This window comes from Limosilactobacillus sp. WILCCON 0051 (genome assembly GCF_039955095.1).
GTDB lineage: Bacteria > Bacillota > Bacilli > Lactobacillales > Lactobacillaceae > Limosilactobacillus > Limosilactobacillus allomucosae.
Window position 1 is genome coordinate 44,887 of sequence record NZ_CP154878.1, and the last position, 23,327, is coordinate 68,213.

A 23,327-nucleotide genomic window follows, 5' to 3' on the forward strand; every position below is an offset into this window, starting at 1 on the left:
CCGATTTAATGCATATTCCTAAGATAGCGTTTACATTCCTTGATATATCAAGATTAAGATAACCTAAAAAATAAATTTTTCTTTTGAAGTATTTTGAATCAATGTGAAGATTGTTGAAAACGGTTTCTATGATAGAGACTGTAATTAAGAAGGAGGAACTTAAAAATGTCATTTAACTTACGTAACCGCAGTTTCTTAACCCTGGCTGACTTTAACACCCGTGAAATGGAATACATGCTGAACTTGGCTGAAGATCTGAAGAAGGCTAAGTACACGGGCAACGAAGCTAAGCGTCTGGAAGGCAAGAACATTGCCCTGATTTTTGAAAAGAGTTCTACTCGTACTCGTTGTTCATTTGAAGTTGGTGCCAAAGACGAAGGTGCTCACGTAACCTACCTTGGCCCATCTGGCTCTCACATTGGCCACAAGGAATCCGTTAAGGACACGGCCCGCGTATTGGGTGGCATGTTCGATGGTATCGAATACCGTGGCTTCTCACAACGCAACGTTGAAATCCTGGCTAAGTACTCTGGTGTGCCAGTTTGGAACGGTCTGACTGACGAAGACCACCCAACCCAAGTTCTGGCCGACTTCCTGACTGCTAAGGAAGTTCTGAAGAAGAACTACCAAGACATCAAGTTCGCCTTTGTTGGTGACGGTCAAGACAACGTATCCAACGCTCTGATGCTGGGTGCCGCTGTTATGGGTATGGAATACCACGTCGTAACTCCTAAGGAACTTGAACCAACCAAGGAAACGCTGGACAAGGCTAACGAGATTGCCAAGAAGACCGGTGCCAAGATTGTCGTAACCAACGACATCAAGGAAGGTGTCAAGGGCATGGACGTTATCTACGCTGACGTTTGGGTATCCATGGGTGAATCCGACGACATGTGGGAAAAGCGGATCAAGCTGCTGAAGCCATACCAAGTAACGATGGACGTTATGAAGGCTACTGAAAATCCTAACGTTATCTTTGAACACTGCCTGCCTGCATTCCACAACCTGGACACTGAAGTGGGCCGTGAAATCGAAAAGAAGTTTGGCCTTAAGGAAATGGAAGTTACTGACGAAGTCTTCGAAAGCGAACACTCCGTTGTCTTCCGTGAAGCTGAAAACCGGATGCACACCATCAAAGCCGTTATGGTTGCCACTCTTGGTGAATAATTAAACATCCACATCATTAATTGATTCTATTACCGAGGGGGAACTGCATATGGCTAAAGTAGTAGTTGCATTAGGGGGCAATGCTTTAGGCAAGACACCTGAAGAACAGCTTGAATTGGTTAAGAACACGGCTTGGTCTTTGATCAGCCTGGTATCTTCAGGTAACCAAGTAGTTATCAGTCATGGGAATGGTCCACAGGTTGGGGCGATCAACCTGGGTATGAACTACGCCGCTGAAAATGGCAAGGCACCTGCCTTCCCATTCCCAGAATGTGGTGCGATGAGCCAAGGCTACATCGGCTACCACCTGCAGCAGAGTCTGCAAAACGAACTGCACCGTCGCTGGATGAACAAGAACGTGGTTACGATGGTTACGCAAGTTGCCGTTGACCCAAAGGACCAGGCTTTTGAAAATCCAACGAAGCCAGTTGGTGATTTCTACACTAAGGAACAAGCCGAAGCAATCGAAAAGGAAAAAGGCTACACGTTTGTTGAAGACGCTGGCCGTGGCTATCGTCAAGTCGTTCCATCACCACTGCCAAAGCGGATCTTGGAAATCGACAGTATCAACAAGCTGATTGAAGCCGGCGACCTGGTAATTGCAGGTGGCGGGGGCGGGGTTCCCGTTATCTTTACTGATGATGGTCTGCAAGGTGTGCCAGCCGTTATCGACAAGGACCGGACGAGTGCACTGCTGGCCGACAACATTGATGCCGACAAGCTGATCATTCTGACGGCGGTTGACTATGTCTATGTTCACTACAACCAACCAGATCAAAAGACGCTGAAGAAATTAACGATTTCCGAAGCCAAGAAGTACATCGACGAAAAGGAATTCGCTGCCGGCAGTATGCTGCCTAAGATCGAAGCCTGCATGTCATTCGTTAAGGATCACCCAGACCGTGAAGCTATTATCACTTCACTGAGCGGTTTGAAGGATGCCTTGGCTGGCAAGCTGGGCACGGTTATCGTTGATGGCTAGTTCAAAATAACTCCTTAAATCCACTGACGTAAGTCTCCCAAGCATTAATACCAATAGCAAAAAGAGTCGTCTCGCAAAACGCGGGGCGACTTTTTTAGTGCTGCCAACTGGATTGATATCAAGGATTCAGCTCAATATATGTAAAATAGACGGCAAAGTGAAGAAAGAAATAGCAATTGGACTTGCTGATTGATGAGACCGGCGTCATCCGTTAATCAAGAGTCGCCGTGGCTGGCCGCGACTTAAGGCTTATCCAAAGCAATTAAATCCGTTCAATCTGAAAAGTGCAACAGTAATTAGAGAAGCCAGCTTCAATTTAGCCATTTATTAAAAACTCAAGAAGACATCAGTCATTGAGACGTCACCGTTTAGCAATCTCAAAGACTTGCTGAACAGCAGCTATTGCCGATCAGAGCTCTGAGTTTGTGAAACAATTTAGACTTGGAGCGCTAGGATGGGCAAACGGAACCGAGATTACCTACTATGCTCTGATTTTTGGCAGAAAGTAGGTCGCTGTATATTCAGCCAGCCTAACTTTACCTACTTTTAATGTTTTTTTTCTAAATCGTAGGTAAAGATGTATATTTTAGAGCTGATTGGGCCAGACCGACTTTGTGAATTACCTACTATTGGGCGATTTTTATCAAATAGTAGGTAATGTTAGGGATCCCTAACTCGATATACATTGATTTTTACCTACTATGCATCGCTTTTTTTTAAAAAGTAGGTAATGATATTTTTGTCATAGATGATATGCAGGATTTTTTGCATAACGGTCGCTAATCAAATAAGATTGCTGATTAGATGGGTGACGAGGCACGTGGCTGAATTACTTGCCACGATGCTCGCGTTAAGCTGCCTAAGTTGCTGATGAGTTTCGCAAAGATTGAGAAATTAACCATGGCTGCTTGGCGATTAAGAAACTGGCTGTCGTCATGCTGAGGCAGCAGCGGGCAAAGCACATGCCGATGCTGACCGCTGCCAGCGATTAAATTATTGCAGCAAAAAAGGATCAGCCTTGTCTGGACTGATCCTTTTGATTAATAGTCGCCGTTTAAGATGGAGTTTTTAACGACTACATAGTCAACTTTGGTAATTGACTTGAGGTCGCGGCCCCCGGCATATGAAATCGATGACTGCAGATCTTCTTGCATTTCCAGCAGCGTGTCTTTAATTGAACCGCGGAATGGCACCAGCATCTGCTTGCCTTCGACATTGCGGTAGGCGCCCTTTTGCACTTCGGAAGCAGATCCCCAGTACTGCTTGTAGCGCTTGCCGTCGATGGTGATCAGATGACCAGGTGATTCTTGATGACCGGCCAAGAGCGAGCCAATCATAACCATTGAGGCACCGAAGCGGACTGATTTGGCAATGTCGCCGTTATGCCGAATCCCACCATCGGCAATCAGCGGCTTGCTGGCGGCCTTGCTGCACAGACGCAGTGCGGCCAGCTGCCAGCCACCAGTTCCAAAGCCGGTCTTGAGCTTGGTGATGCAGGCTTTACCAGGGCCGACGCCGACTTTGGTAGCATCCGCACCGGCATTTTCCAGTTCACGAACGGCTTCAGGAGTGGCAACGTTGCCAGCAGTCAAGAATGATTCAGGCAATTGTTGCTTAATATAGCGAATCATTTTAATTACATAATCTGAGTGTCCGTGAGCAACATCAATCGTAATGTATTCTGGGACTAAATGTTCGGATTTTAATTGATCGATAAAATCGTATTCACTATCTTTGATTCCAACCGAAATGGAGGCAAACAAGCCACGATCATGCATGCGCTTAACAAAGTCGGCACGGTCTTCAGGCTGGAAACGATGCATTACATAGTAGTAGTCGTTTTGGGCCAGCCAGATTGCCAGATCCTCGTCAATTACGCTTTCCATGTTGGCAGGAACGACGGGAATCTTGAAAGTCTTGGGACCAAATTTAACGCTGGTATCGGCTTCGCTGCGACTCTTGATGATGCACTTGTTAGGCACCAGCTGAATGTCATCGTAATCAAAAGTTTCCATGAGTCAAGGCTCCTTTTTGGTAAAAAATGTAATACGTTAAACCTTAGCTATTATGCACAAACAAATTCGTGGCGTCAAGCATAAAACGCACATTTTTAATTAGGCTTTTTGAAAACGTTCGGTTAATATCTTGCAAATTTTTGGTAAATCGTATAATATCATTAAGTAAGTACGTGCTCATAAAGAAATTTTGGATGAGGTGACTAATTAATGGCATCAGTAGTAATCGTCGGCAGTCAATGGGGCGACGAAGGCAAGGGCAAAATGACCGACTATCTCAGTCAGGAAGCCGATGTCGTCGTTCGTTCGCAGGGGGGCAACAATGCCGGCCATTCCATTAGCTTTGACGGCAAGAAATTTGCTCTGCGCTTGATTCCATCAGGGATTTTCGGCGCTAAAAAGCTTTCCGTGATCGGTAATGGGGTTGTGGTAAATCCTAAGGCGCTGCTCGAAGAAATCCATTACTTAAACGATAATGGCATCAGCACGGATGGTCTTAGGATCTCTAACCGCGCCCACGTTACCCTGCCTTACCACCTGCTGCTTGACAAGTGCCAAGAAGAAGCCAAGGGTGACAAGAAGGTTGGTACGACGCAAAAGGGGATTGGCCCAACCTACATGGACAAGGTTGCGCGGACGGGGATTCGGATGTGCGATCTGCTGGAACGCGATGTCTTTGCCGAAAAGCTGCGCGCTAACCTGGCTGCTAAAAACGAGCTGTTTACGAAGATCTACCATGTTGAGCCGCTCGAATTCGATGACATCTTTAATGAATATTACGAGTACGGTCAAGAACTGAAAAAATACGTTACCGACACTTCTCTGTTGGTTAACGATGAATTGGATGCCGGCAAAAAAGTACTGTTTGAAGGTGCGCAAGGTACGATGCTGGATATCGACGATGGTACCTACCCATACGTTACCTCTTCTAATTCTGGTGCTGCTGGTGCGCCAACTGGGGCGGGCGTAGGACCTAACCAGATCGATACGGTCGTTGGCATCTGCAAAGCCTACTGCACGCGGGTTGGGGCTGGTCCTTTCCCAACTGAGCTGCACGATGAGATCGGCGCCCACATTCGCGAAGTTGGTCATGAATATGGGGTCGTAACCGGTCGTCCACGGCGGGTTGGCTGGTTTGACTCGGTTGCCATGCGCCATGCCCGTCGTGTTGATGGCATGACCTACCTGAGCCTGAACCTGCTTGACGTCTTGTCTGGCTTAAAGACGGTCAAGATTTGCAAGGCCTACCGTTTAGATGGTCAAGAAATCGACTACTACCCTGCCAGCTTGGCTGAACTGGATCGCTGCGAACCGGTTTATGAAGAGCTGCCGGGCTGGGAAGGCGACATCACGCAGATCAAGAGCTATGATGAGTTGCCAGAAAATGCCAAGAACTATTTGAAGCGGATCTGTGAATTGTCACAAACGCCATTGGCTACGATCTCGGTTGGCCCTGACCGTGAACAGACGATTATTCTGCATGACCCTTGGCTGGGCTAGACCTTGGCAGATCAATCAATCAGGTCCAGCCGTCGCTGATGGTTGGATCTTTTTATTATGGTTTGATTAGAATTGGTTCTGGCGGTTGACACTGCTAATTGAGGCAGTTACACTAACAAATAAAGTATGAGCACCTTTAACTTGGTCCCGTGAGGCTGAAAAGGAACGGATAAATGTTGCGTCTCCTCGTTTTGGTGCGAAGAGACGCTTTTTCTTTCAGCAAATAAAATAAAGGAGTGAACTTCATGGCTCATGAAATCGTTGACGGTTCGAGCATGCAACGGGCACTGACCCGAATTACCTACGAAATTATCGAACAAAACAAGGGTGTCGAAAACCTGGTCTTTGTTGGAATCAAAACGCGCGGCGTCTACCTGGCCCAACGTCTTGCCAAGCGCATGGAACAGTTGGAAGGGGTTAAGGTACCAGTAGGAACGCTTGACATTACGCTGTATCGTGATGACCGTCATCGTCCAGATCATAAGGTTGAGCCAGAAGTCAAGACTACTGACCTCGGCGTCGACATTAACGATAAGCACGTTATTTTAGTCGACGACGTTTTATTCACGGGGCGGACGGTACGAGCTGCTTTAGACGCCTTGATGGATATGGGCCGGCCAAAGCGCATCTCGCTGGCGGTCTTGGTTGATCGTGGTCACCGCGAGCTGCCGATTCGGCCTGATTTTGTCGGCAAGAACATTCCAACGTCAACTAATGAAACGGTACACGTGGCGGTCGAAGAATACGATGGTCATGAAGATATCTCAATTGAATAGTCTAACTTAGCGTTGCCATTTAATGAACTCCAGAGAGGGTCAAACGGTGCGGTGAGGTTTTTAAACGACCTTAAAAAGCATCAGTGCTCTCCTGAAGTGAGCAACTGATGCTTTTTTTCGAAAGGGGAAAATTATGAGTCGTTTATCAGTTTCACTTCCAGGGCTGTATTTGAAGAATCCGGTAATTCCTGCCAGCGGAACCTGCTGGTATGGTCAAGAGATTGCCCGCAACTATGATTTAAACAAATTGGGCTCATTGGTCATCAAGTCAACCACCAGTCAGCCACGCAAAGGCAATCCTGCGCCACGGGCCTGTGAAACGTCTGCCGGCTGGCTGAATGCCTATGGTCTGAACAATGCCGGGGTTGACAACGTGGTCCAAGAAAAGCTGCCATGGCTGGCGCAAAACTATCCTGAACTGCCAGTGATCGCCAGTGCAGCCGGTTTTAGCGAGGAAGAATATGAAGCAGTAGCGGCCAAGCTGGGGACCTCGCCTTACGTCAGTGCCATGGAGCTTAATGTCTCATGCCCCAACGTCAAGCATGGCGGTCTGGCAATGGGAACCGATCCAGAATTGCTGGAACGCTTGACGCGGCGCTGCGTAGCGGTTTCCAACGTACCGGTCTACGTTAAGCTGACGCCAAACATTACCGACATCGTTCCGCTGGCCAAAGCCGCAATCAATGGTGGCGCGGCCGGTTTGACGATGATCAACACTTTAACTGGCATGGCAATCGATCTGAAGACGCGCAAGCCAAAACTGGCCAACGTCACGGGCGGGCTTTCCGGGGCGGCCTTAAAACCAATTGCACTGCGCATGATTCACCAGGTTCGCCAATTCTCCAACATTCCGATTATTGGCGTTGGCGGGATCGAGACTCCAGAAGACGTTTTGGAATTTATGATGGCTGGTGCCAATGCGGTTGAGGTTGGCGCGGCCAGCTTCCATGATCCGCTGGCCTGTCCTAAGATTATTGACCAGCTGCCGACGGTGATGGATTATTATGGTATTGAGAAACTGACAGATCTGAATGAGGTACGATTTTAATGGAACGATTTGAACCAATGGTGGCTATTGATGTTGACACGAAACAGGCCGCATTGAAGCTTTTTGATGAACTCGCCAACGACACGGATCACACGCCGATCGTCAAAATCGGGATGGAGCTGTACTACGCGTTTGGTCCCGGCATTGTTAGAGAAGCCAAGCAGCGCGGCTTTAAGATCTTCTTGGATTTAAAGCTCTACGACATTCCCAACACCGTTAAGCGGGCAATGACGGCAATCGGCAAGATGGGCGTTTCCTTTGTGACGACGCACGCGGCTGGCGGCAGTGAGATGCTGCAGGCAGCCAAGGCGGGGCTGGCAGAAGGTGCCAAAGCGGCCGGCTGTCCAATGCCTAAATTGCTGGCTATTACGGAACTGACTTCGATTGACGATCGGATTCTGCATGAGGAACAGCACGTTGACTTCAGCCTGATCGAAGCCGTACAGAACTACGCGCAGCTTTCGGAAAAAAACGGTCTGGATGGGGTCGTCTGCTCAGCTCAAGAAGTCAAGGCGATTCGCGAAGTTACCGGTCCCGATTTTCTGTGCGTTACCCCAGGGATTCGGCCTAATCTGCAGGTTCATGATGATCAAAAACGGGTCGTTACGCCACAGCAGGCTCGCGAATTGGGCAGCAATGGGATCGTGGTTGGCCGGCCGATCACGCTGGCGGAAGATCCAGTCAGTGCCTACCAGATGATTCGTCAAGCATTTATGGAAGGGGAAAACTAAACATGTCAACACAAGCCGAAATCGTTGCTAAAGATCTTTTAGACATTCAAGCAATCACTTTAAGCCCCGACAAGCCATTTACCTGGGCCAGCGGACTGCACTCGCCAATCTATACTGACAATCGGCTGACGATCTCTTATCCAGCCGTTCGCCGCAACATCTATGAAGGCATGGTCCAGCTGATCAACGAACATTTCGAAGACGTCGACGTAATTGCCGGGACCGCCACGGCCGGGATTCCACACGCGGCCTGGGTTGCCGAAGAAATGGGCCTACCAATGATCTACGTGCGTTCTAAGCCTAAGGATCATGGCCAAGGCAAGCAGACGGAAGGCGTTCTTTATGAGGGTCAGCGCGTGGTTGTGATTGATGATCTGATCTCGACTGGCGGCAGCGTCTTAAAAGCCGTTAAAGCCGTTGAAAAAGAAGGCGCCGATGTGGTGGGCGTGGTTTCCGTCTTCACCTATGAACTGCCGGCTGCCGACGACAACTTCCAGCAGTTTGGCATTCCATACTACTCGGTAACCAACTACACGACCTTGATTGAGACCGCGGAAAAAGAAGATCTGATCGACCGCAATCAAATGAAGGATCTGCATGAATGGCGCAAGGATCCTGCCGCTTGGTCAGCTCGTCATTAAAAATAAAAACGATAGCCAAATCGCTATCGTTTTTTATTTTTGCCGATATTTTTCTTTCCAATAGCCGGATTGGGTCAAAAGCTCTTTTGAACGCTCATCGGCTGGATAGTATCCTTTGGTGAACAGATGTCTAAAGTACATCATGTTGTAAAAGAAGCAGAAGAACAGTGTTGGCCATGGGAAATCAAGCATCCAGTTCCATTTGAAAAACAGACCGACCAAAACATAGTCCAGATCCAAGACGATCATTAAAAAGAAGTTGTACCAGTCATTGCGAAACAAAGCTGGAAACGGGCCAAACAAAAAGACGGTCCAAGAAAAGCCTACCTTGGCAATGCGCATTTCGCCCTCATCATTTTTGATCTTGGCGTAGTTTGGCGGTATTGGCAGATTATTAAAAAAATCCTGATTATTTTGATTGTTATTGCCAAATGGATTCTGCATCCGTCCAGGCCTCCCTTTGTACGTTTATCCATTAATCATAACATAACTGAGAATACGGGCCTAATAATGTCAACAGCTCAATCATGCTTTCTTCACATTCAAATGTTAAACTTAATCAAGCAAGTGCGAGCAAAGAAAAGGGTGAAACAATGCTGTTATTTTTAAACGATAACCTTCAGCGCAATCAATCCGGAATTGAGCACGCCCAAATCAAGCGACTCAATCTGTTTAAGAAGTTCAAGCAGCCAGCCAAGATCGTGACGCGGCAGTATTCCAACGAGCTGCACCTGGTCGTGGAAGCAGCTGGGATTAAGGATCAGGACTTTATCAATCTATTCGACTATTTTCAAAATGCCTGCTTAGTGCCGCATCGCATCGTCAAGCTTCAGGATCTGCATCTGAATCCAAAATGGAAACGCAAGGCAGATGGCATCAGCTACAACTACTATGACGGCAAGACGCGGGTCATGTACGTTCGGCGCCGCAATGATCGCGATCGCAGCATCATCAATCTGCAGTATTTTGATCATTTTGGCAAGCTGTTGAAGGTAGTCTGGTATGACAATCGGGGATTTGCTTCGGTTGAGCAGCTGTACGACTGGAATGGACAGATCGCCGTGGAAAACTATCTGCGTCCTGATGGCCAGTTGGCGCTGCAGAAGGTGAACTTTAAGGATCGGCGCCAGCAAAAAACAACCAGCTACCATTTGTTTAACTGGCACGGTCAGGACTGGCAGTTTGCCAATTTTGACGAATTGACGCGCTTTTTCTATGATCAGCTGGCCGTGGATCCTGCCTTGAATGGCGATGGTCCGCTGGGCTTGGTCGTGGATCGCGTCTATGAATTGGGCTGGGCAGTCTTAAACATGCATCATCGCGTTTTCCGCGTCATGCAGCTGCATAACGACCATGTCAATAATCCCAGCGACATGCTGCACTCAACGCTAAACTACAACTATCAATGGGGATTGGATCATCTGAAGGACTGGGATGGCGTTATTGCTCTAACGCCGCAGCAGCAGGCTGACGTCCAGGATCGTTTTGGCAAGCAGGGCGTCAAGATCTATCGGATTCCGGGGCCGATCGTAGCTGATGAGGTCTTGGCAGCGCCGCATGTTGATTTTGCTAAGCGGCAGCGCGATCTGGTCGTGATGGTAGCGCGGCTCTCGCCAGAAAAACAGCAGGATCATCTATTGCAGGCGTGGCCTAAGATTCTGCAACAGGTTCCCGATGCCCAGCTGGAGCTTTGGGGATATGCCAATGATAATTTCGACCAGAAGCTCAAAGCTCAGGTCAGTGCCGAGCAGATTGAGAGCTCAGTCACCTTTTGCGGCTATACGACCGATGTCAATGCAGTCTATGAACGGGCGCAGCTATTGATTCTGCCCAGCCGTGCGGAAGGTCTGCCGCTGTCTTTGGTGGAGGCGCAGTCGCACGGGCTGCCAATCGTGGCTAATGACATCAAGTACGGTCCGGCCGATGTCGTGATTGATCAACGAGATGGGCTGCTGACTAAAAACGGCGACATTGACGGACTGGCGCAGGCAATCATCAGTCTGCTGACCGACCAGAAGCGACTGGCTGAGTTTAGTGCGCATGCCTATCAAGACAGTGCCCGCTACTCGGCAGCCAATGTCATGAAACTATGGAACGAGCTGCTTAGCGATATGCCAAAGGAGGCCAATGACTGATGGATTTCTTTGTTAATCAGTATCTGCTGGGAAAAAACTCCAGTGTCGAACATGCCGAATTAAAGCGTCTGCAGCTGTTTAAGGATCATCAGACGCCGGCCCAGCTGGTTACGCGCGATTTTGATCCAGTGCTTCACCGCACGATGCAGCGTTTTGGCGTCGCTAATGACCAACTGACCAACCTTTATGATTTTTTTGCCCAGACGACTGACTATCAAGGCCAGCCACTGCATACCGAGGATCTGAAACTGGCCGTCGACTATCAGATCGGCACGGGCAACAACTTTCGCGAGGTCAGAGACGGGGGACGCTTGGCAGCAACGATCTATTTTGCCGGTGGGACGATCGGTCAGATTCATCACATCGACTGGTACGATCAGACCGGCAGCCTGACTTTGCGCAATACCTATGACATTCGGGGCTTTAAGGCCGTTGACGAGTTCTTTGGTCAGGATGGTCATGAGTTCAATGCCCGCTACTATCGTCCCGATGGCCAGCTGTATCTGGAGCGCTACTTTGTCAAATCGGTCCAGAACACGCCGATCAATTCGCTGAATATTTTAAAAAACTGGCATGGTCAGGATCATTGGTTTGCCAGTGAAAATGAAATGTTTGCCTTCTTTTTGGATGAATTGAATCGTGCTCATGGCGAGAACAACGTCTTTATCGCGGATCGGCCGGCTGTTGCCATTGATCCGATTCTGCATATGCATTCCAAGGTTCATCGCTATCTGTGGCTGCCGATGAGTCACGTCAATGATGGCCAAGATCCATTGAAGGCGCCTTTGAACAGCCTTTTGCAAAACGCCCTAACGGAAAATCTGCATCGCTGGGATGGCATTATCGTGATGACGCAGGCGCAGGCACGCGTTTTGCGTCAGCGCTTGGGCAAATCGGCACGTGTTTTGACGATTAACGGCACGCCGGTTAAAAAGGCAGCCAAGCGCATCAAGATAGCTGCGCGAACGCCTCACCAGCTGATCAGTGTCGGCCGCTTGGGTTACGACAAGCAGACTGACCAATTGCTGCAGGTGTTTGCCAAAATCAAAGCTGCCGTACCTGACGCGAAACTAACGCTTTATGGCTATGGCGCGCCTAATGACACAGCCAACTTCAAGCAGCTGGCCAAAGACCTTCAGATTGACGCCGCGGTTGAGTTTGCTGATTATCAATATCCGCTGGACGCTGCCTTTGATCAAGCCCAGCTGCTGCTTAATACCAGTCGCATCGATGCGCAGCCTTTAGCAATGGGGGAGGCGCTGGGGCATGGCGTTCCGGTCGTCAGCTACGACTTTTCGTATGGTCCTGATGAGATGATCGTCAATTATGAAAATGGCCGGCTGATCGCGCTGAATCATTCTGCAAGCATGGCTAAGGCCGTCGTTGAGCTTTTAAGCAGTCCGGCTAAGCTTCAGCAGATGAGCGATCACGCCTATGATGATCTGGATAATATCAGTGCCGCGGCAACCTGGAAACAGTGGCAGGCAGTTAAGTAGAATTTGAAGCTGGCCTGAAACGATTTTTGGTCAGCAAATGCAATGGATTACGTCATTGGTAAAGCTGACTGGGAGTGGAAAATCAGTGGCTCGTCAGCAGTTGCGATGAAGTGACCGCTGGCAGTTGAGCTGGTCAGCGAACAGTAGCGTCGTTTTAGAGCCGCCAGTCACCGTTGCAATGAAGTGTTCGCCAGCAGTTAAGATGGTCTATGGCATAACGGATTAAGTGCGAATGCGGCTGCCAAGATTGTGCTCAATTTAAGGTGATTTGTCGCAGAACGCCTTGATTGGTGAGCATTATGCAAAAAACTCTGCATAATAACATATGACAAAAATTTCATTACCTACTTTTTTCAAAAACCCGATGCATAGTAGGTAAAAACTATTGTATATCGAGTTTGGGCGACCTAACATTACCTACTATTTGATGAAAATCACGCAATCGTAGGTAATTCACAAAGTTGGTCTACCCCAATCAGCCCTAAAATATACATCTTTACCTACTATTTGAGAAAAAACCGTCTCAAGTAGGTAAAGTTGGGCTGGCGGAATATACAGTTACCTACTTCCAGCGAGAAATCAGCGAAAAGTAGGTAATTTAAGTGCCCGAAGCTGGTTGCGGCCTAATTGGCTTCACAATCCCAGCCGTTCGGTGCTATCAAGGCTGAAGCTGGCTCATCAAAAAAACTGCAGTCGACAGGCGGCTGCAGTTTTTGTTTAGAATCAGATTTTAGCGGCGGCTGAGCTTGACGACGGCTTCACAGCGCGGCGTCTGCGGCATCATATCGACAGGCTGAATCCAGTCGACGCGATAGACGCTGGAAAGTCGTGCCAGATTTTTCGCCATGGTCGACATGTTGCAGGAAACGTACGCAAACTTAGCGGGCTTGGCTTTAAGAATCTGTTCGATCAAGGCCTCATCCAGACCGGTACGCGGCGGATCGACGACTAGAGCATTGAACCGGAATCCTTCAGCCTGCCAGCGCGGCATGACTTCTTCCGCGGTGCCGACTTCATAGCTGGCGTTTTGGATGTCGTTAAGCTTGGCATTGCTGTTGGCATCGGCCACGGCTTCAGGAATGACCTCCATCCCGCGTACGCTTTTGACGCGGCTGGCCAGGGAAAGTCCAATCGTCCCAATCCCCGCGTAGGCATCCACCAAGACGTCATCGGGCCCCAGCTCCATGGCTTTGGCTGCCTGTTCATAGAGCGTTTCGGTCTGAGCGGGGTTCAGCTGCAGAAACGAACGGGCGCTTAGATGAAAATCAAGTCCCATCAATGATTCGGTAATGTATTCCTGACCGGCCAGATGAATCGTTTGATCACCCCAAACCAGCGGCGTATCGCCAGGGTTGACGTTTTGCTCGACCGACTTGACCTCAGGCAGCTGTTCAGCAATCATGGCTAAAAGCGGTCCCTTATGAATCAGCTTGGCAGTATTGGTAATCAGGGTCACCTGCAGCTCACCGGTTGCTAATGACTCCCGAATCGCAATCGTTTTAATGATCCCACTGTTGCTGGTCTCGTCGTAGGCTGGAATCTTTAGCTCATCCAACATCTTGACGATCGCGCGCATGGCTTTCATCGTGCCTGGCATCTGAACGGCACATGTTGGCATGTCGACCACGTCATGACTGTTAGCGCGGTACAGACCGGCAATCAAATGACCATCTTGTTCGCGAATCTGGAATTGAGCCTTGTTGCGGTAGCCGTATTGTTCTGGGGCGGCAATCGTTGGGCGCACGTCATAGTTTTGCCATCCCCGCGGCTTGAATTTGGCCAGACTGTCTAAGACGACCTGCCGTTTGAATTTTAACTGTTCTGGGTAGGCCAGGCATTCAAATTCAAAACCGCCTGCTTGATCGGCATAGCTGTCGCGCGGCTCAACTCGGAAGCGGCTGGGCTTGCGCAGTTTATGAATCTTGGCTTCCAGGTAGCGGGGATGGATAGCAGTAACCTCAGCTACGACGACTTCATCTGGCAGGGCACCAGGGACAAAGCAGACCTTGTGTTTAAAGTAGCCGATGCCCTGGCCTTCGATCCCCAGTTTGCGAATGGTCAAGGGGAAGCGATCGCCAAGGCTGACTTCGACTTGGGGCTGTGGGTATGGGCTTTTTTGTGGCCGACGATGATTAAAGCGGGTGTGATTTTTTTCCATTGTTTTTCTCCGTTCTATTGCGTTTCAGTGGTCTTATTTTAGCACATTGGCAGAATGGCCAAAAATTATTTGTGATTTTTATTAAAAATGCATTGACGAAAAATTAACGTTGCATTAGTATATTGTTAAAAGTTAATCATATCGAATGCAATGAAGAAAGAAGAGTAGTCTTTGGCCACCGTCAGCGAGTCCTGCTAGGTGTGAGGGGATCGGTTAAAGTCTTAGACGAAAATCACTTTCTAGTTTTCATCCTTAAACCAAGTAAGGATGGATGGTCGCACCCATTACCGTGCACGCGTATCGCTCCAGCTTGAATGGGGCCGTACGTAAAAGACCGTGTCAGCGATGGCATGGTGAATCAGGGTGGTACCACGCGATTGCGTCCCTTGGCCGAGTTCTCGGTCAAGGGACTTTTTATTTTCGGCGCAGCCAGTATTCGACATGAGTGATTTCTAATTTTAATTCATTTCGGGGGCAAAAAAATGGAACAACTCACATCGAAAAAACTAACGACCAAGCAGTATCTGGTCGTGGCATCATTGCTGTTTGGTCTCTTCTTTGGGGCCGGCAACCTGATCTTTCCCTTGCATCTGGGGCAGCTGGCCGGCAGTCACTGGGTCGGCGCGGCAGTCGGCTTTTTGGTAACCGGGGTCGCCTTGCCGCTGCTGTCGGTCCTGGCCGTTGCGGTAACGCGTGCTGAAGGGGTTTTTGACATCGGTCGGCCATTAGGAGTTGGCTTTGCTTTGGTCTTTATGGTCTTGATTCACTTTACGATCGGACCGCTGTTTGGGACGCCACGGACGGCTACGGTTTCCTACACGGTTGGGGTCGCACCGTTTGTTCCCAAGGCTGATCAGACGCTGGCCCTGTTCTTATTCTCATTGGTCTTTTTTGCTTTGGCCTTTGCATTTGCCTATCGTGAAAACGACATCTTGACCAACGTCGGTAAGGTTTTGAATCCAGTCTTTTTAGTCCTGTTGTTTGTCGTTTTTGCCGTTGCGTTCGTTAATCCGTTTGCCAATCCATTCCAGACGCAGGCAACGACGGCTTACGTGCATGGCTCGTTCGTCAATGGCTTCCTGCAGGGCTACAATACGATGGATGCCTTGGCTGGTCTGGCTTTTGGGGTTACGGTCGTGACAGCGGTTCGTCAGCTGGGCCAGAAGCGGGATAGCGACGTTGCCAAAGTGGTTGCCAAATCAGGCGTCCTGGCAATGAGTGCCGTTGCTTTGATCTATGTGTTGCTGATCGTGGTTGGCGCGATGACTCTAGGCCGGTTCAAGGTTTCAGCTGATGGCGGGGTGGCCTTTACGCAGCTGGTTAATGCCTATGCTGGCCGACTGGGACAAGCCGTCTTAGCCGTTTTGATCACGGTCACCTGCTTAACGACGGCGGTTGGTCTGGTGGCAGCCTTCGCGCAGGACTTTCACAAGCATTTTCCACAGTTGAGCTATCATGCCTGGCTGTTCTTGACGACTTTGGCCTCATTTTTGGTTGCCAATTTTGGCTTGGAGCAGATCATTGCCTGGTCAACGCCAATGCTGATGTTTCTGTATCCACTGGCCATGGTCCTGATCCTGCTGTCGGTTGCCTCGCCATTGTTTAAGCGGGATGGCGTTGTCTATTTCTTTGTCGTCTTGTTTACCGTCGTGCCGGCATTGGGGGATATGGTAGTTTCCTTCCCAAGCGTGGTCAGTGCCAGCGCGTTTGGCAAGCTGGTGGCTGGCTGGCGGGCTTCCCTGCCACTGGCTGCCTATGGTCTGTCATGGTTGGTCCCAGCACTGATTGGATTGGCGCTGGGCTTGATGGTGCACTGGTATCGGGAGCACAGTCTGGCAGCAGCCGGTGAAGAAAACTGATTAAAAGGTCAACATGTTTCTTAATTAGGTTTACCAGACAGTGGATAAAAAGTAATTAAATCATTATTGAACAAACTAAGCTGTTATCTAAACGTTGAGATAACAGCTTTTAATTTGGCTATAATTTTATTCATTTCACATTTTGAAATTATTTTCACAAAATTTGTGCGAAGCTATACAATTTCCCCAAAATTTATATTAAAATAAGCTAGTGCAATAATGCCAAGTATGGAGAGTATTATCATTAATAAGGAGTGAATGAATTTGAAGATTGTTGGGATTCCTGGTTCCAATGCCAACCATTCGTACAATCGCATGCTGCTTGAATACATCAGCAAAGCCTATGAACATGATATGACGGTCGTTGACGTGCGCAAGATTCCACTGTTCAACGAAAGCGCCAAAGAAACGCCGGCTGCCATCCAGGCCATGTCAGACGCGATCGATGCTGCCGATGCCGTAGTGATTGCCTGCCCTGAAACTGATCACTCGGTACCTTCCTCTTTAAAGAGCATCATTGAATGGCTTTCCTATCAGCTGCATCCATTTACCAACAAGCCAGTGCTGCTGGTTGGGGCTTCTACTGACGCGCAGGGTTCTTCACGGGCTCAGGTTGATCTGCGTGACGTTATGATCTCGCCGGGGGTCAACGCGCGCGTCTTTCAAAAAGAAGACTTCTTTATGAGTTTTGCCCAGAATCTGTTTGATGAAAACGGCGATATTACCGATCCTGGTACGATCAAGTTCTTGGACAAGTGTCTGCGCGACTTTGAATGCTTTGCGATCGCCAATGATCAAGAAGTTAAGCTGGAAGAAGAAGCATTGGCCAAAGCGGAAAAGGAGGCTGCCAAGTAATGAAATTCGTTGCAATCGTCGGTACGAACGCCGACTTTTCCTACAACCGTATTCTTTTGCAGTTTATGAAGAAACACTTCTGGCGCATGGCGGAGATTGAGATTGCCGAAATCAAGGATCTGCCAGCTTTTAGCAAGGACGTGCCTTTTGAGGAAACGACGCCGGTCTGGAAACTTAAGCAGCAGATCAACGCTGCCGATGGGGTGATCTTCTCGACGCCGGAATATGATCATGCCGTTCCAGCTGCGATGAAGAGTGCCGTTGAATGGCTTTCATATCAATCCAAGGTCCTGCATGGCAAGCCAGCGATGATCGTGGGGGTATCCTATGGTCGCCAGGCTTCCGCACGTGCCCAGCAGCAGATGCGCAAGATGCTTTTGAGTCCGGACTGCAATGCCAACCTGCTGTCTGGCAACGAGGTGCTGATCGGCAATGCTGCCAAGGTCTTTAGCAAGGATGGCCGTCTGATTGACCAGGCCTACGTTGATAATCTGGAAAAATGCTTTACCAATTTTGTTGAATATGCGGAACTTTTCAAAAATGCTTCTCGAGGTGAACAACTCATGTCTGTTAAACGTCCTATGATTGAAGATGCCTATGTCAGCTTCCCGACCGGCCGCCTGTCGCTGCGAGAAGTCCAAGCCATCTTCAACACGATTCCATTTGAAATTGACCTGATCGATGCTGACGACCGCTTTGCCTACTACTCAGACAAGCCTAACCGTGAACACGTTCGTAACGTCAACCAGCTTGGCGAAACCTACAGTGAATGCCACCCACCAAAGGCTGTTCCTGCTGTTAAGGCTATTATCGACAGCTTTAAGAACGGCACCAAAGACGTGGTTGCCCGCCCATTGATGATGAACGGTCACCGTGTCTTGATTCGCTACTATGCGCTGCGGGATGTTGATGGTCACTACCTGGGGACGATTGAATTTACGGGTTCAGTTGATGACATCTTGAACCTGGCTGAAAATGGTGCCTGGAATGCGGATGCAACCTCCAGCGCCTCACATGGTCACGCTGCCCCAGCACCAGTTGAAGAACCTGCCCCAGCCATGGATGCGACGACGGGTGCTTCTGAAGATACCGATGAGGAACCGGCTGCTCCCAGCGAACCAGCTGCTCCGGTAATGTCGGCAGCTGCCCAACGCGCAGAGCAGGCCGAGACGGATGCCAGCACGGGCGCATCTGAAGCGGCTGATGATCCGGAAGAAACGGATGCTGATGCCATGACGGGTGCTTCTGAAAACTAAAATCCTGATCAGATGCAAAAAGAGCTCGCAGATAGCTGCGAACTCTTTTTATTTTGCTATTTATTGAGATGATCCTTGGTGAACTGATTTAAGTTGGCCGTTGTAGGATCAAGATTTTGCCATTTCTGTGACAAAAAGGCTTTATTCATATGGTAGTGAGGCTGCGGCTGTTTTTGCTCCAAGAACGGCGCAATGCGGTGATCAAAGTTGACCCAGCCGGCCCAGCCGATATGAATGGTATCTTCCATAAAACCAGGCTTGCCGCCATCATGTGAATAGTCAACGATATTATTGAAGCCTTGCGAGCGCAGTTGATACTTGATCTTGTTGGCTGCCTGATAATACATCGGCATGGAAAGACCAGTCATCTTTTCCCACTTGGCATTAACCGGCGTGATCATGAAGACGACGTTGGTATTGGTTTGTTTAAACTGATTCAAGACGACTTCCAGATCGGCATACTCTGGCGATTTAAGGTAGCTGTAGTGTTTTTGGCTGCCAGGAACGCCTTTGAGATGGCCTTTGACACGCCGATCATAGAACTGATTCAGGATGCCAAAGCGGTTGTTGTTGCTGGAATGCTTGGCGTCGCTGATGGCTTCTTTAGTCAAGGCGCTGTAGTTGTAAGTCTTGGGCAGCTCCTTGATGCGTGGCTGGATACGCTTGTTGTAGTTGTCTTTTAAGAACCAGCCGGAGAACAGGTCATCCTCATGCTTGAGCAGCGTCGATTCCATATCGATACGGGTACGGTCCCATGAGCTGAGGTGCTTGCCGTCCGCGATCTTTTGGGCATAGTTGGCAACTGAGCCTTCCGTACCTAAAAGCTTGACCAGCCGCTTAGCCGTGTAACGATCGTAAGGCGAATCAGGGTTGGCCTGTTTCAGCCAGGTTAGATTAGCGTAGGTGCCGTTGTAGTATTTAAAGGCTGATGGCATGACGCCTTCTTTGACGAACCATTGTGGCGAAATGATGTAGACGGCTTTGCCATTCTTCATTTCGGGGGCCATCATCGTCATGTTAAACAGCTGCGGCAAAGACTGCGTACCACGGGAACCGAACAAGAATGGCGTGTAGTTGTGGTAGCGAGCAGCCATAACCGCGGGATGATAGCGGTCCATTCGATTCAACTCACTGGAGCCGAAGAATGGAATGTAGTTTTTCTTTTTATCCTGCATGGCTGCCACTTTAATCGAGCTGTTTTTAAAAACGCGCGGACTAAGCGAATCGGCGGCTTTTTGCAGGGTTGCCTGGGAATGCGAGCTGCCCCATGGCAAGGCAAAGAAGCCTAGTACCAATAGGCAGGCTACGATGACCGGGCCAAAGATCGACCACAGTTTGCGACGGTTATTCATTTTCCAGTTCCTTTACCCGATCAACGATTTTATCGATCGTACTCCATTCGCTGCGGTCAAATTCGGAAACGGGAACCTGAATGTCGAATTCGTCCTGCAGAGCCAGCAGCAGCTGAACGGTTGCCATGGAGTCCAGCAGACCGTCGGCAAACAGATCTTCAGTCGTGTCGGCAAAATCGCTGGCGTCACGGCCGGTTGCTTCAGCTAAAAGTTGTTGAATTTGTTCTTGCATGATATAACCTCCAAAAATAAGTACTCAGATTAATGTTTGACAAACCACAGCGTGTTCAAAAAGCCGCAGAAGATCAAGAATGAAAAGACGACAAAGTTAAACGTAATAAACATGGCCACACCCTTGGTAAAAGCATTGGTCTTGATATGCAGGTGCTTGCGCTTGTAACGCAGCCACCAGTCATTGATGACCAGTGCGCTCCCATGCAGGAAACCATAGAGAATGTAGTACCAGGTAACCCCGTGCCAGAAACCCATGACCATCATGTTGATCATATAGGCAACCGATGACAGGACGTTGCGGTTTTTAAACCAATGCTTCTTGCTGGCCAAAAAGACGAATCGCATGAAGATATAGTCGCGGAACCAGAATGAGAGCGTCATGTGCCAGCGATTCCAGAATTCCTTGATGTTTTTGGAAACGAACGGCTTGTTGAAGTTCATTGGCGTCTCGACACCCATCAAATAACTGATGGCCACGGCAAACAGCGAGTAGCCGGCAAAGTCGAAGTAAAGATCGCCGGCATAGACGTAAGCCACGGCAACGACCCACCAGCTTAAATGCGGTGCGTACATTAATGCCTGGCGCTCAACGAATGGCAGCCAGACCTGACCAAACAGGTAGGCCAGCACGAACTTGTATAAAAAGCCGATGAAAAGATATTTAACGGCCTTACCGACCATCTCAAGGTATTTTTCACGACTGGGGACTTTGCGATAGTCTTTTGAAAAACGCCGGTAGCGATCAATCGGCCCGGAAGTGATGGTTGGCATAAACAGCAAAAAGCGGATGAACTTCCACCAGTTGAGGTCTTTAACGGCGCCATCCCGCGTTTCAATAATCGTTCCGACCGCCCGAAACGTCAGGTAGCTGATTCCCAAAAAGCCCAGCAGCGAGTTGTGACCGACCATTGCCGGCGTGAACTTGACGATGATGATCGGCAAAAGCGATAGCAGCGTCATCAAGTAGAAGACACCCGCCGCGTTCTTTTTTTGCCGATAATGGAAGTAACCCGTTACCAGGATTGTTTGATAGACTACGTAGCCGATCAGAGAAATCATCTGCGGGGCACTGGAGCCATCAAACATAAAGAAGATAAACAGGAAGCTGACGATGGCCTCATACCAAGCCAGCCGCTTGCCAAAGTACAGGCTGATTCCCATTGGCAAGACGGCAATCAACAGGTAGATAAAGTACGATGGCGTGCCATAAGCCGTGTAGTTGGGAAGACTTTCAAGCCAGCTCATTATTGATTGGCCTCCGCGATCATCTGCTTAACCGCAATCTTGCCATTTGCGGACTTCGGGAAGCTGTCAACGTAGACGAACTGGGTTGGCATCATATAGTCCATGATCTTGCCAGCCAGACTTTGACGAATGGCCTGAGTCAATTCTTTCTCATCTTTAAAGTCGTTTGGCTGTGCAATCACGTAGCCGATCAAATGACTGACCTGATGCTTCTTGTTGTACTTCGGCACGGCAATGGCCTGCTTGATGTATTCGCTCAGTTCCAGACTGTTGCGGACCTCATCCAGCTCAACTCGGAAACCGTGCAGCTTGATCTGAAAATCCATCCGGCCAATGATGTGACGGATGCCGTTTTGATCGATAAAGCCTTCGTCACCGGTGCGATATGACTGGACGCCGTTGTATTTAAAGAAGTTTTTGACCGTTTTTTCAGGGTTGTTCATGTAGCCCTTAGCCACGCTGTCACCACTGATGATGATCTCGCCATGGACGTTTGGCTCATCAACGGGCTGCCCGTCCTTCCAGATCGTGGTAGTTACGCCAGGCTTGTCATAGCCGATTGGCAGCCGTTCGTGACTGTTGGCCATTGCCGGCGTGATTTCCATGCTGGTAACGGCCACAGCAGCTTCGGTTGGGCCATAGGTGTTAAAGACGCGCGCATCAGGGAAACGCTTGAACAGCCGCTTGACGGTCGAGGTGGTCAGTTCTTCGCCACAGAAGACAAAGTATTTTAGGTTCGGCATCTGTTCTTGATTGAACTGGGGGCTGAGCAGTGCCATGTCGCCAAATGAAGGCGTGCCGACAAAGACCGTAATATCAAGCTTAGGCAGCGTGGTAAACAGCTGACCCAGGTTTTGAACAACGGCCAGTGGCAGAGTCTGCACCGTGCTGCCGGACAAAAGACCCGTCAGCCAGTACATATGCGAGACGTCAAACGAGAATGGCACCTGACCCAGGTAGATCTGGTGGGCTGGGATGTCAAAACTGTCGCCCAGCATCCAGTTGGCAAATGAACAGATATTGTCGTGGCTAATCTCAACCCCTTTTGGCGAGCCGGTCGTGCCGGAAGTAAACAGCACGTAGAAGGGATGGTCGCCGGTGACTTCATGCGTAACCTCGTATGAAGTCTTTTGGGCAAAGATCTGTTCCAATTCGTATTTATTGATCACAGCCCCGTCGTAGTTCAGCTTTTCAACGGGAAAATCATCAATGGCAACGACCAGCCGCGGATTGGCAGCGTCAATAATCGACTGCATGCGGGGCAGAGCTGAGCCAACCTCAACGGGAATGTAGGCGTGACCCGCTTTTAGGCCGCCGACAAAACCGGCCACCATTTCAAATTGATGGTCGCCATAAAACATGATCGGACCATCTTTAGGAACGATTTTTTCTTGGTCAAGCCAAGCCGCGAAAGCATTTGAATCAACCAATAAATCTTGGTACGTGTGAGTCTGACCCATTTCGTCATAGACGACGCGCGTGGCATTTTCTTTTGCGACGCGGTCAAACTCGCGAACAATGTTAGAAATCATTTTTTCCTCCGCTAGAATTCATTATAGATAAACGGTGCCTGTCCAGCGCCATAGTATCCGTATAAGTAGATCAACAGCATTAAGACGATAAAATAAAAGAACGTTTTAAGCAGAAATCCAGCGACAGGGTGGCGTTTGAGAGCTGCCAACATTCACTAATCACTCCTTTACCTAAATCGGATTTGGAAAGGTACTACCCTACTATATACCAAGTCAAGCCAAGCAAATGTTAAGCCTTGCTTAAGAAAAACATATTTAAAATCTTTAAATAAAGCTGCTTCTTCCACTTAAACGTTGATATATCAATGTTTGAGCGGGTCCTAACCAGGTGGTGAATCTAAATAA

General features: G+C 49.0%; 20 protein-coding genes and 1 other annotated feature. Of the genes, 12 read left to right on the forward strand and 8 right to left on the reverse strand.

Translation table 11 applies throughout. From position 1 onward, the window contains the following. Positions 1–165: 165 nt before the first annotated feature. The gene (argF, locus tag ABC765_RS00175) at positions 166–1,167 is read left to right on the forward strand and encodes an ornithine carbamoyltransferase (RefSeq protein ID WP_347952537.1); all 1,002 of its coding nucleotides are present in this window, start codon (positions 166–168) and stop codon (positions 1,165–1,167) included. A 49-nt stretch (positions 1,168–1,216) separates the two neighbouring features. Further along, the gene (gene arcC / locus ABC765_RS00180; protein WP_006500909.1) at positions 1,217–2,149 is read left to right on the forward strand and encodes a carbamate kinase; all 933 of its coding nucleotides are present in this window, start codon (positions 1,217–1,219) and stop codon (positions 2,147–2,149) included. A gap of 1,040 nt (positions 2,150–3,189) precedes the next feature. On the opposite strand, the gene ABC765_RS00185 is transcribed toward arcC, so the two are convergent. Next, on the reverse strand, positions 3,190–4,164 hold the full coding sequence (locus tag ABC765_RS00185; RefSeq protein WP_033934575.1) for a GMP reductase: 975 nt from the start codon (positions 4,162–4,164) through the stop codon (positions 3,190–3,192). A gap of 210 nt (positions 4,165–4,374) precedes the next feature. Between ABC765_RS00185 and ABC765_RS00190 the strand changes: the two genes are divergently transcribed. The 5 genes from ABC765_RS00190 (at position 4,375) to pyrE (ending at position 8,860) form a co-directional block, all read left to right on the forward strand. Beyond that, positions 4,375–5,664 carry an adenylosuccinate synthase gene (locus tag ABC765_RS00190; protein WP_056968127.1) on the forward strand — a complete coding sequence of 430 codons (1,290 nt, stop codon included), beginning with the start codon at positions 4,375–4,377 and terminating at the stop codon, positions 5,662–5,664. 245 nt (positions 5,665–5,909) lie between these two features. Continuing rightward, positions 5,910–6,440: a bifunctional pyr operon transcriptional regulator/uracil phosphoribosyltransferase PyrR gene (gene pyrR / locus ABC765_RS00195; RefSeq protein WP_006500912.1), complete on the forward strand. Its 531-nt coding sequence runs from the start codon at positions 5,910–5,912 to the stop codon at positions 6,438–6,440. Between the two features lie 133 nt (positions 6,441–6,573). Beyond that, the gene (locus ABC765_RS00200) at positions 6,574–7,488 is read left to right on the forward strand and encodes a dihydroorotate dehydrogenase (RefSeq protein ID WP_347980459.1); all 915 of its coding nucleotides are present in this window, start codon (positions 6,574–6,576) and stop codon (positions 7,486–7,488) included. Next, on the forward strand, positions 7,488–8,219 hold the full coding sequence (gene pyrF / locus ABC765_RS00205) for an orotidine-5'-phosphate decarboxylase (RefSeq protein ID WP_270635079.1): 732 nt from the start codon (positions 7,488–7,490) through the stop codon (positions 8,217–8,219). The genes ABC765_RS00200 and pyrF overlap by 1 nt, the downstream gene beginning before the upstream one ends. A gap of 2 nt (positions 8,220–8,221) precedes the next feature. Beyond that, positions 8,222–8,860: an orotate phosphoribosyltransferase gene (gene pyrE / locus ABC765_RS00210; protein ID WP_347980460.1), complete on the forward strand. Its 639-nt coding sequence runs from the start codon at positions 8,222–8,224 to the stop codon at positions 8,858–8,860. A gap of 33 nt (positions 8,861–8,893) precedes the next feature. Here the strand turns inward: pyrE and ABC765_RS00215 are convergent, their stop codons facing one another. Continuing rightward, a complete protein-coding gene (locus tag ABC765_RS00215) occupies positions 8,894–9,304 on the reverse strand; it encodes a hypothetical protein (RefSeq protein WP_006499275.1) in 411 nt (136 codons plus the stop codon). Between the two features lie 149 nt (positions 9,305–9,453). Between ABC765_RS00215 and ABC765_RS00220 the strand changes: the two genes are divergently transcribed. Then, positions 9,454–10,995 (forward strand): glycosyltransferase, encoded by a 1,542-nt coding sequence (locus ABC765_RS00220; protein ID WP_347980461.1) that lies wholly within the window; start codon positions 9,454–9,456, stop codon positions 10,993–10,995. Further along, positions 10,995–12,491, forward strand: coding sequence for an accessory Sec system glycosyltransferase Asp1 (gene asp1 / locus ABC765_RS00225; protein WP_347980462.1), 1,497 nt, complete (start codon positions 10,995–10,997; stop codon positions 12,489–12,491). Before ABC765_RS00220 ends, asp1 begins: the two co-directional genes overlap by 1 nt. Positions 12,492–13,221: 730 nt before the next feature. Here the strand turns inward: asp1 and rlmD are convergent. Continuing rightward, positions 13,222–14,649 carry a 23S rRNA (uracil(1939)-C(5))-methyltransferase RlmD gene (gene rlmD / locus ABC765_RS00230; protein ID WP_347980463.1) on the reverse strand — a complete coding sequence of 476 codons (1,428 nt, stop codon included), beginning with the start codon at positions 14,647–14,649 and terminating at the stop codon, positions 13,222–13,224. A 141-nt stretch (positions 14,650–14,790) separates the two neighbouring features. Further along, positions 14,791–15,039, forward strand: a binding site (T-box leader). Between the two features lie 92 nt (positions 15,040–15,131). Here rlmD and brnQ point away from each other — a divergent pair. The 3 genes from brnQ to ABC765_RS00245 all read left to right on the forward strand — a co-directional run bounded on the left by brnQ (position 15,132) and on the right by ABC765_RS00245 (position 18,619). Next, positions 15,132–16,508: a branched-chain amino acid transport system II carrier protein gene (gene brnQ / locus ABC765_RS00235; protein ID WP_347952544.1), complete on the forward strand. Its 1,377-nt coding sequence runs from the start codon at positions 15,132–15,134 to the stop codon at positions 16,506–16,508. 258 nt (positions 16,509–16,766) lie between these two features. Further along, complete coding sequence (locus tag ABC765_RS00240; RefSeq protein ID WP_275691265.1) at positions 16,767–17,363, forward strand: NADPH-dependent FMN reductase; 597 nt, start codon at positions 16,767–16,769, stop codon at positions 17,361–17,363. Continuing rightward, positions 17,363–18,619 carry an NAD(P)H-dependent oxidoreductase gene (locus tag ABC765_RS00245; protein WP_347952546.1) on the forward strand — a complete coding sequence of 419 codons (1,257 nt, stop codon included), beginning with the start codon at positions 17,363–17,365 and terminating at the stop codon, positions 18,617–18,619. Before ABC765_RS00240 ends, ABC765_RS00245 begins: the two co-directional genes overlap by 1 nt. Before the next feature lie 56 nt (positions 18,620–18,675). On the opposite strand, the gene dltD is transcribed toward ABC765_RS00245, so the two are convergent. From dltD to ABC765_RS00270, 5 genes are read right to left on the reverse strand one after another with little or no spacing between them, the layout of a single operon-like run. Further along, the gene (gene dltD / locus ABC765_RS00250) at positions 18,676–19,971 is read right to left on the reverse strand and encodes a D-alanyl-lipoteichoic acid biosynthesis protein DltD (RefSeq protein ID WP_347980464.1); all 1,296 of its coding nucleotides are present in this window, start codon (positions 19,969–19,971) and stop codon (positions 18,676–18,678) included. Next, positions 19,964–20,203 carry a D-alanine--poly(phosphoribitol) ligase subunit DltC gene (gene dltC / locus ABC765_RS00255; RefSeq protein WP_048345643.1) on the reverse strand — a complete coding sequence of 80 codons (240 nt, stop codon included), beginning with the start codon at positions 20,201–20,203 and terminating at the stop codon, positions 19,964–19,966. Before dltC ends, dltD begins: the two co-directional genes overlap by 8 nt. 29 nt (positions 20,204–20,232) lie before the next feature. Next, on the reverse strand, positions 20,233–21,450 hold the full coding sequence (gene dltB / locus ABC765_RS00260; protein ID WP_376752308.1) for a D-alanyl-lipoteichoic acid biosynthesis protein DltB: 1,218 nt from the start codon (positions 21,448–21,450) through the stop codon (positions 20,233–20,235). Then, the gene (gene dltA / locus ABC765_RS00265; RefSeq protein WP_347980465.1) at positions 21,450–22,982 is read right to left on the reverse strand and encodes a D-alanine--poly(phosphoribitol) ligase subunit DltA; all 1,533 of its coding nucleotides are present in this window, start codon (positions 22,980–22,982) and stop codon (positions 21,450–21,452) included. The genes dltB and dltA overlap by 1 nt, the downstream gene beginning before the upstream one ends. An 11-nt stretch (positions 22,983–22,993) precedes the next feature. After that, complete coding sequence (locus ABC765_RS00270) at positions 22,994–23,134, reverse strand: teichoic acid D-Ala incorporation-associated protein DltX (RefSeq protein WP_006499288.1); 141 nt, start codon at positions 23,132–23,134, stop codon at positions 22,994–22,996. Between the last annotated feature and the right edge of the window lie 193 nt (positions 23,135–23,327).

Coding starts and splice junctions, on each gene's coding strand:
- dltC (WP_048345643.1), bottom strand. CDS start 20,203: ATGCAAGAACAAATTCAACAACTTTTAGCTGAAGCAACCGGCCGTGAC.
- ABC765_RS00240 (WP_275691265.1), top strand. CDS start 16,767: ATGAATTTGAAGATTGTTGGGATTCCTGGTTCCAATGCCAACCATTCG.
- dltA (WP_347980465.1), bottom strand. CDS start 22,982: ATGATTTCTAACATTGTTCGCGAGTTTGACCGCGTCGCAAAAGAAAAT.
- ABC765_RS00185 (WP_033934575.1), bottom strand. CDS start 4,164: ATGGAAACTTTTGATTACGATGACATTCAGCTGGTGCCTAACAAGTGC.
- pyrF (WP_270635079.1), top strand. CDS start 7,488: ATGGAACGATTTGAACCAATGGTGGCTATTGATGTTGACACGAAACAG.
- argF (WP_347952537.1), top strand. CDS start 166: ATGTCATTTAACTTACGTAACCGCAGTTTCTTAACCCTGGCTGACTTT.
- dltD (WP_347980464.1), bottom strand. CDS start 19,971: ATGAATAACCGTCGCAAACTGTGGTCGATCTTTGGCCCGGTCATCGTA.
- pyrR (WP_006500912.1), top strand. CDS start 5,910: ATGGCTCATGAAATCGTTGACGGTTCGAGCATGCAACGGGCACTGACC.
- brnQ (WP_347952544.1), top strand. CDS start 15,132: ATGGAACAACTCACATCGAAAAAACTAACGACCAAGCAGTATCTGGTC.
- asp1 (WP_347980462.1), top strand. CDS start 10,995: ATGGATTTCTTTGTTAATCAGTATCTGCTGGGAAAAAACTCCAGTGTC.
- ABC765_RS00190 (WP_056968127.1), top strand. CDS start 4,375: ATGGCATCAGTAGTAATCGTCGGCAGTCAATGGGGCGACGAAGGCAAG.
- ABC765_RS00270 (WP_006499288.1), bottom strand. CDS start 23,134: ATGTTGGCAGCTCTCAAACGCCACCCTGTCGCTGGATTTCTGCTTAAA.
- rlmD (WP_347980463.1), bottom strand. CDS start 14,649: ATGGAAAAAAATCACACCCGCTTTAATCATCGTCGGCCACAAAAAAGC.
- ABC765_RS00215 (WP_006499275.1), bottom strand. CDS start 9,304: ATGCAGAATCCATTTGGCAATAACAATCAAAATAATCAGGATTTTTTT.
- ABC765_RS00220 (WP_347980461.1), top strand. CDS start 9,454: ATGCTGTTATTTTTAAACGATAACCTTCAGCGCAATCAATCCGGAATT.
- ABC765_RS00200 (WP_347980459.1), top strand. CDS start 6,574: ATGAGTCGTTTATCAGTTTCACTTCCAGGGCTGTATTTGAAGAATCCG.
- arcC (WP_006500909.1), top strand. CDS start 1,217: ATGGCTAAAGTAGTAGTTGCATTAGGGGGCAATGCTTTAGGCAAGACA.
- dltB (WP_376752308.1), bottom strand. CDS start 21,450: ATGAGCTGGCTTGAAAGTCTTCCCAACTACACGGCTTATGGCACGCCA.
- ABC765_RS00245 (WP_347952546.1), top strand. CDS start 17,363: ATGAAATTCGTTGCAATCGTCGGTACGAACGCCGACTTTTCCTACAAC.
- pyrE (WP_347980460.1), top strand. CDS start 8,222: ATGTCAACACAAGCCGAAATCGTTGCTAAAGATCTTTTAGACATTCAA.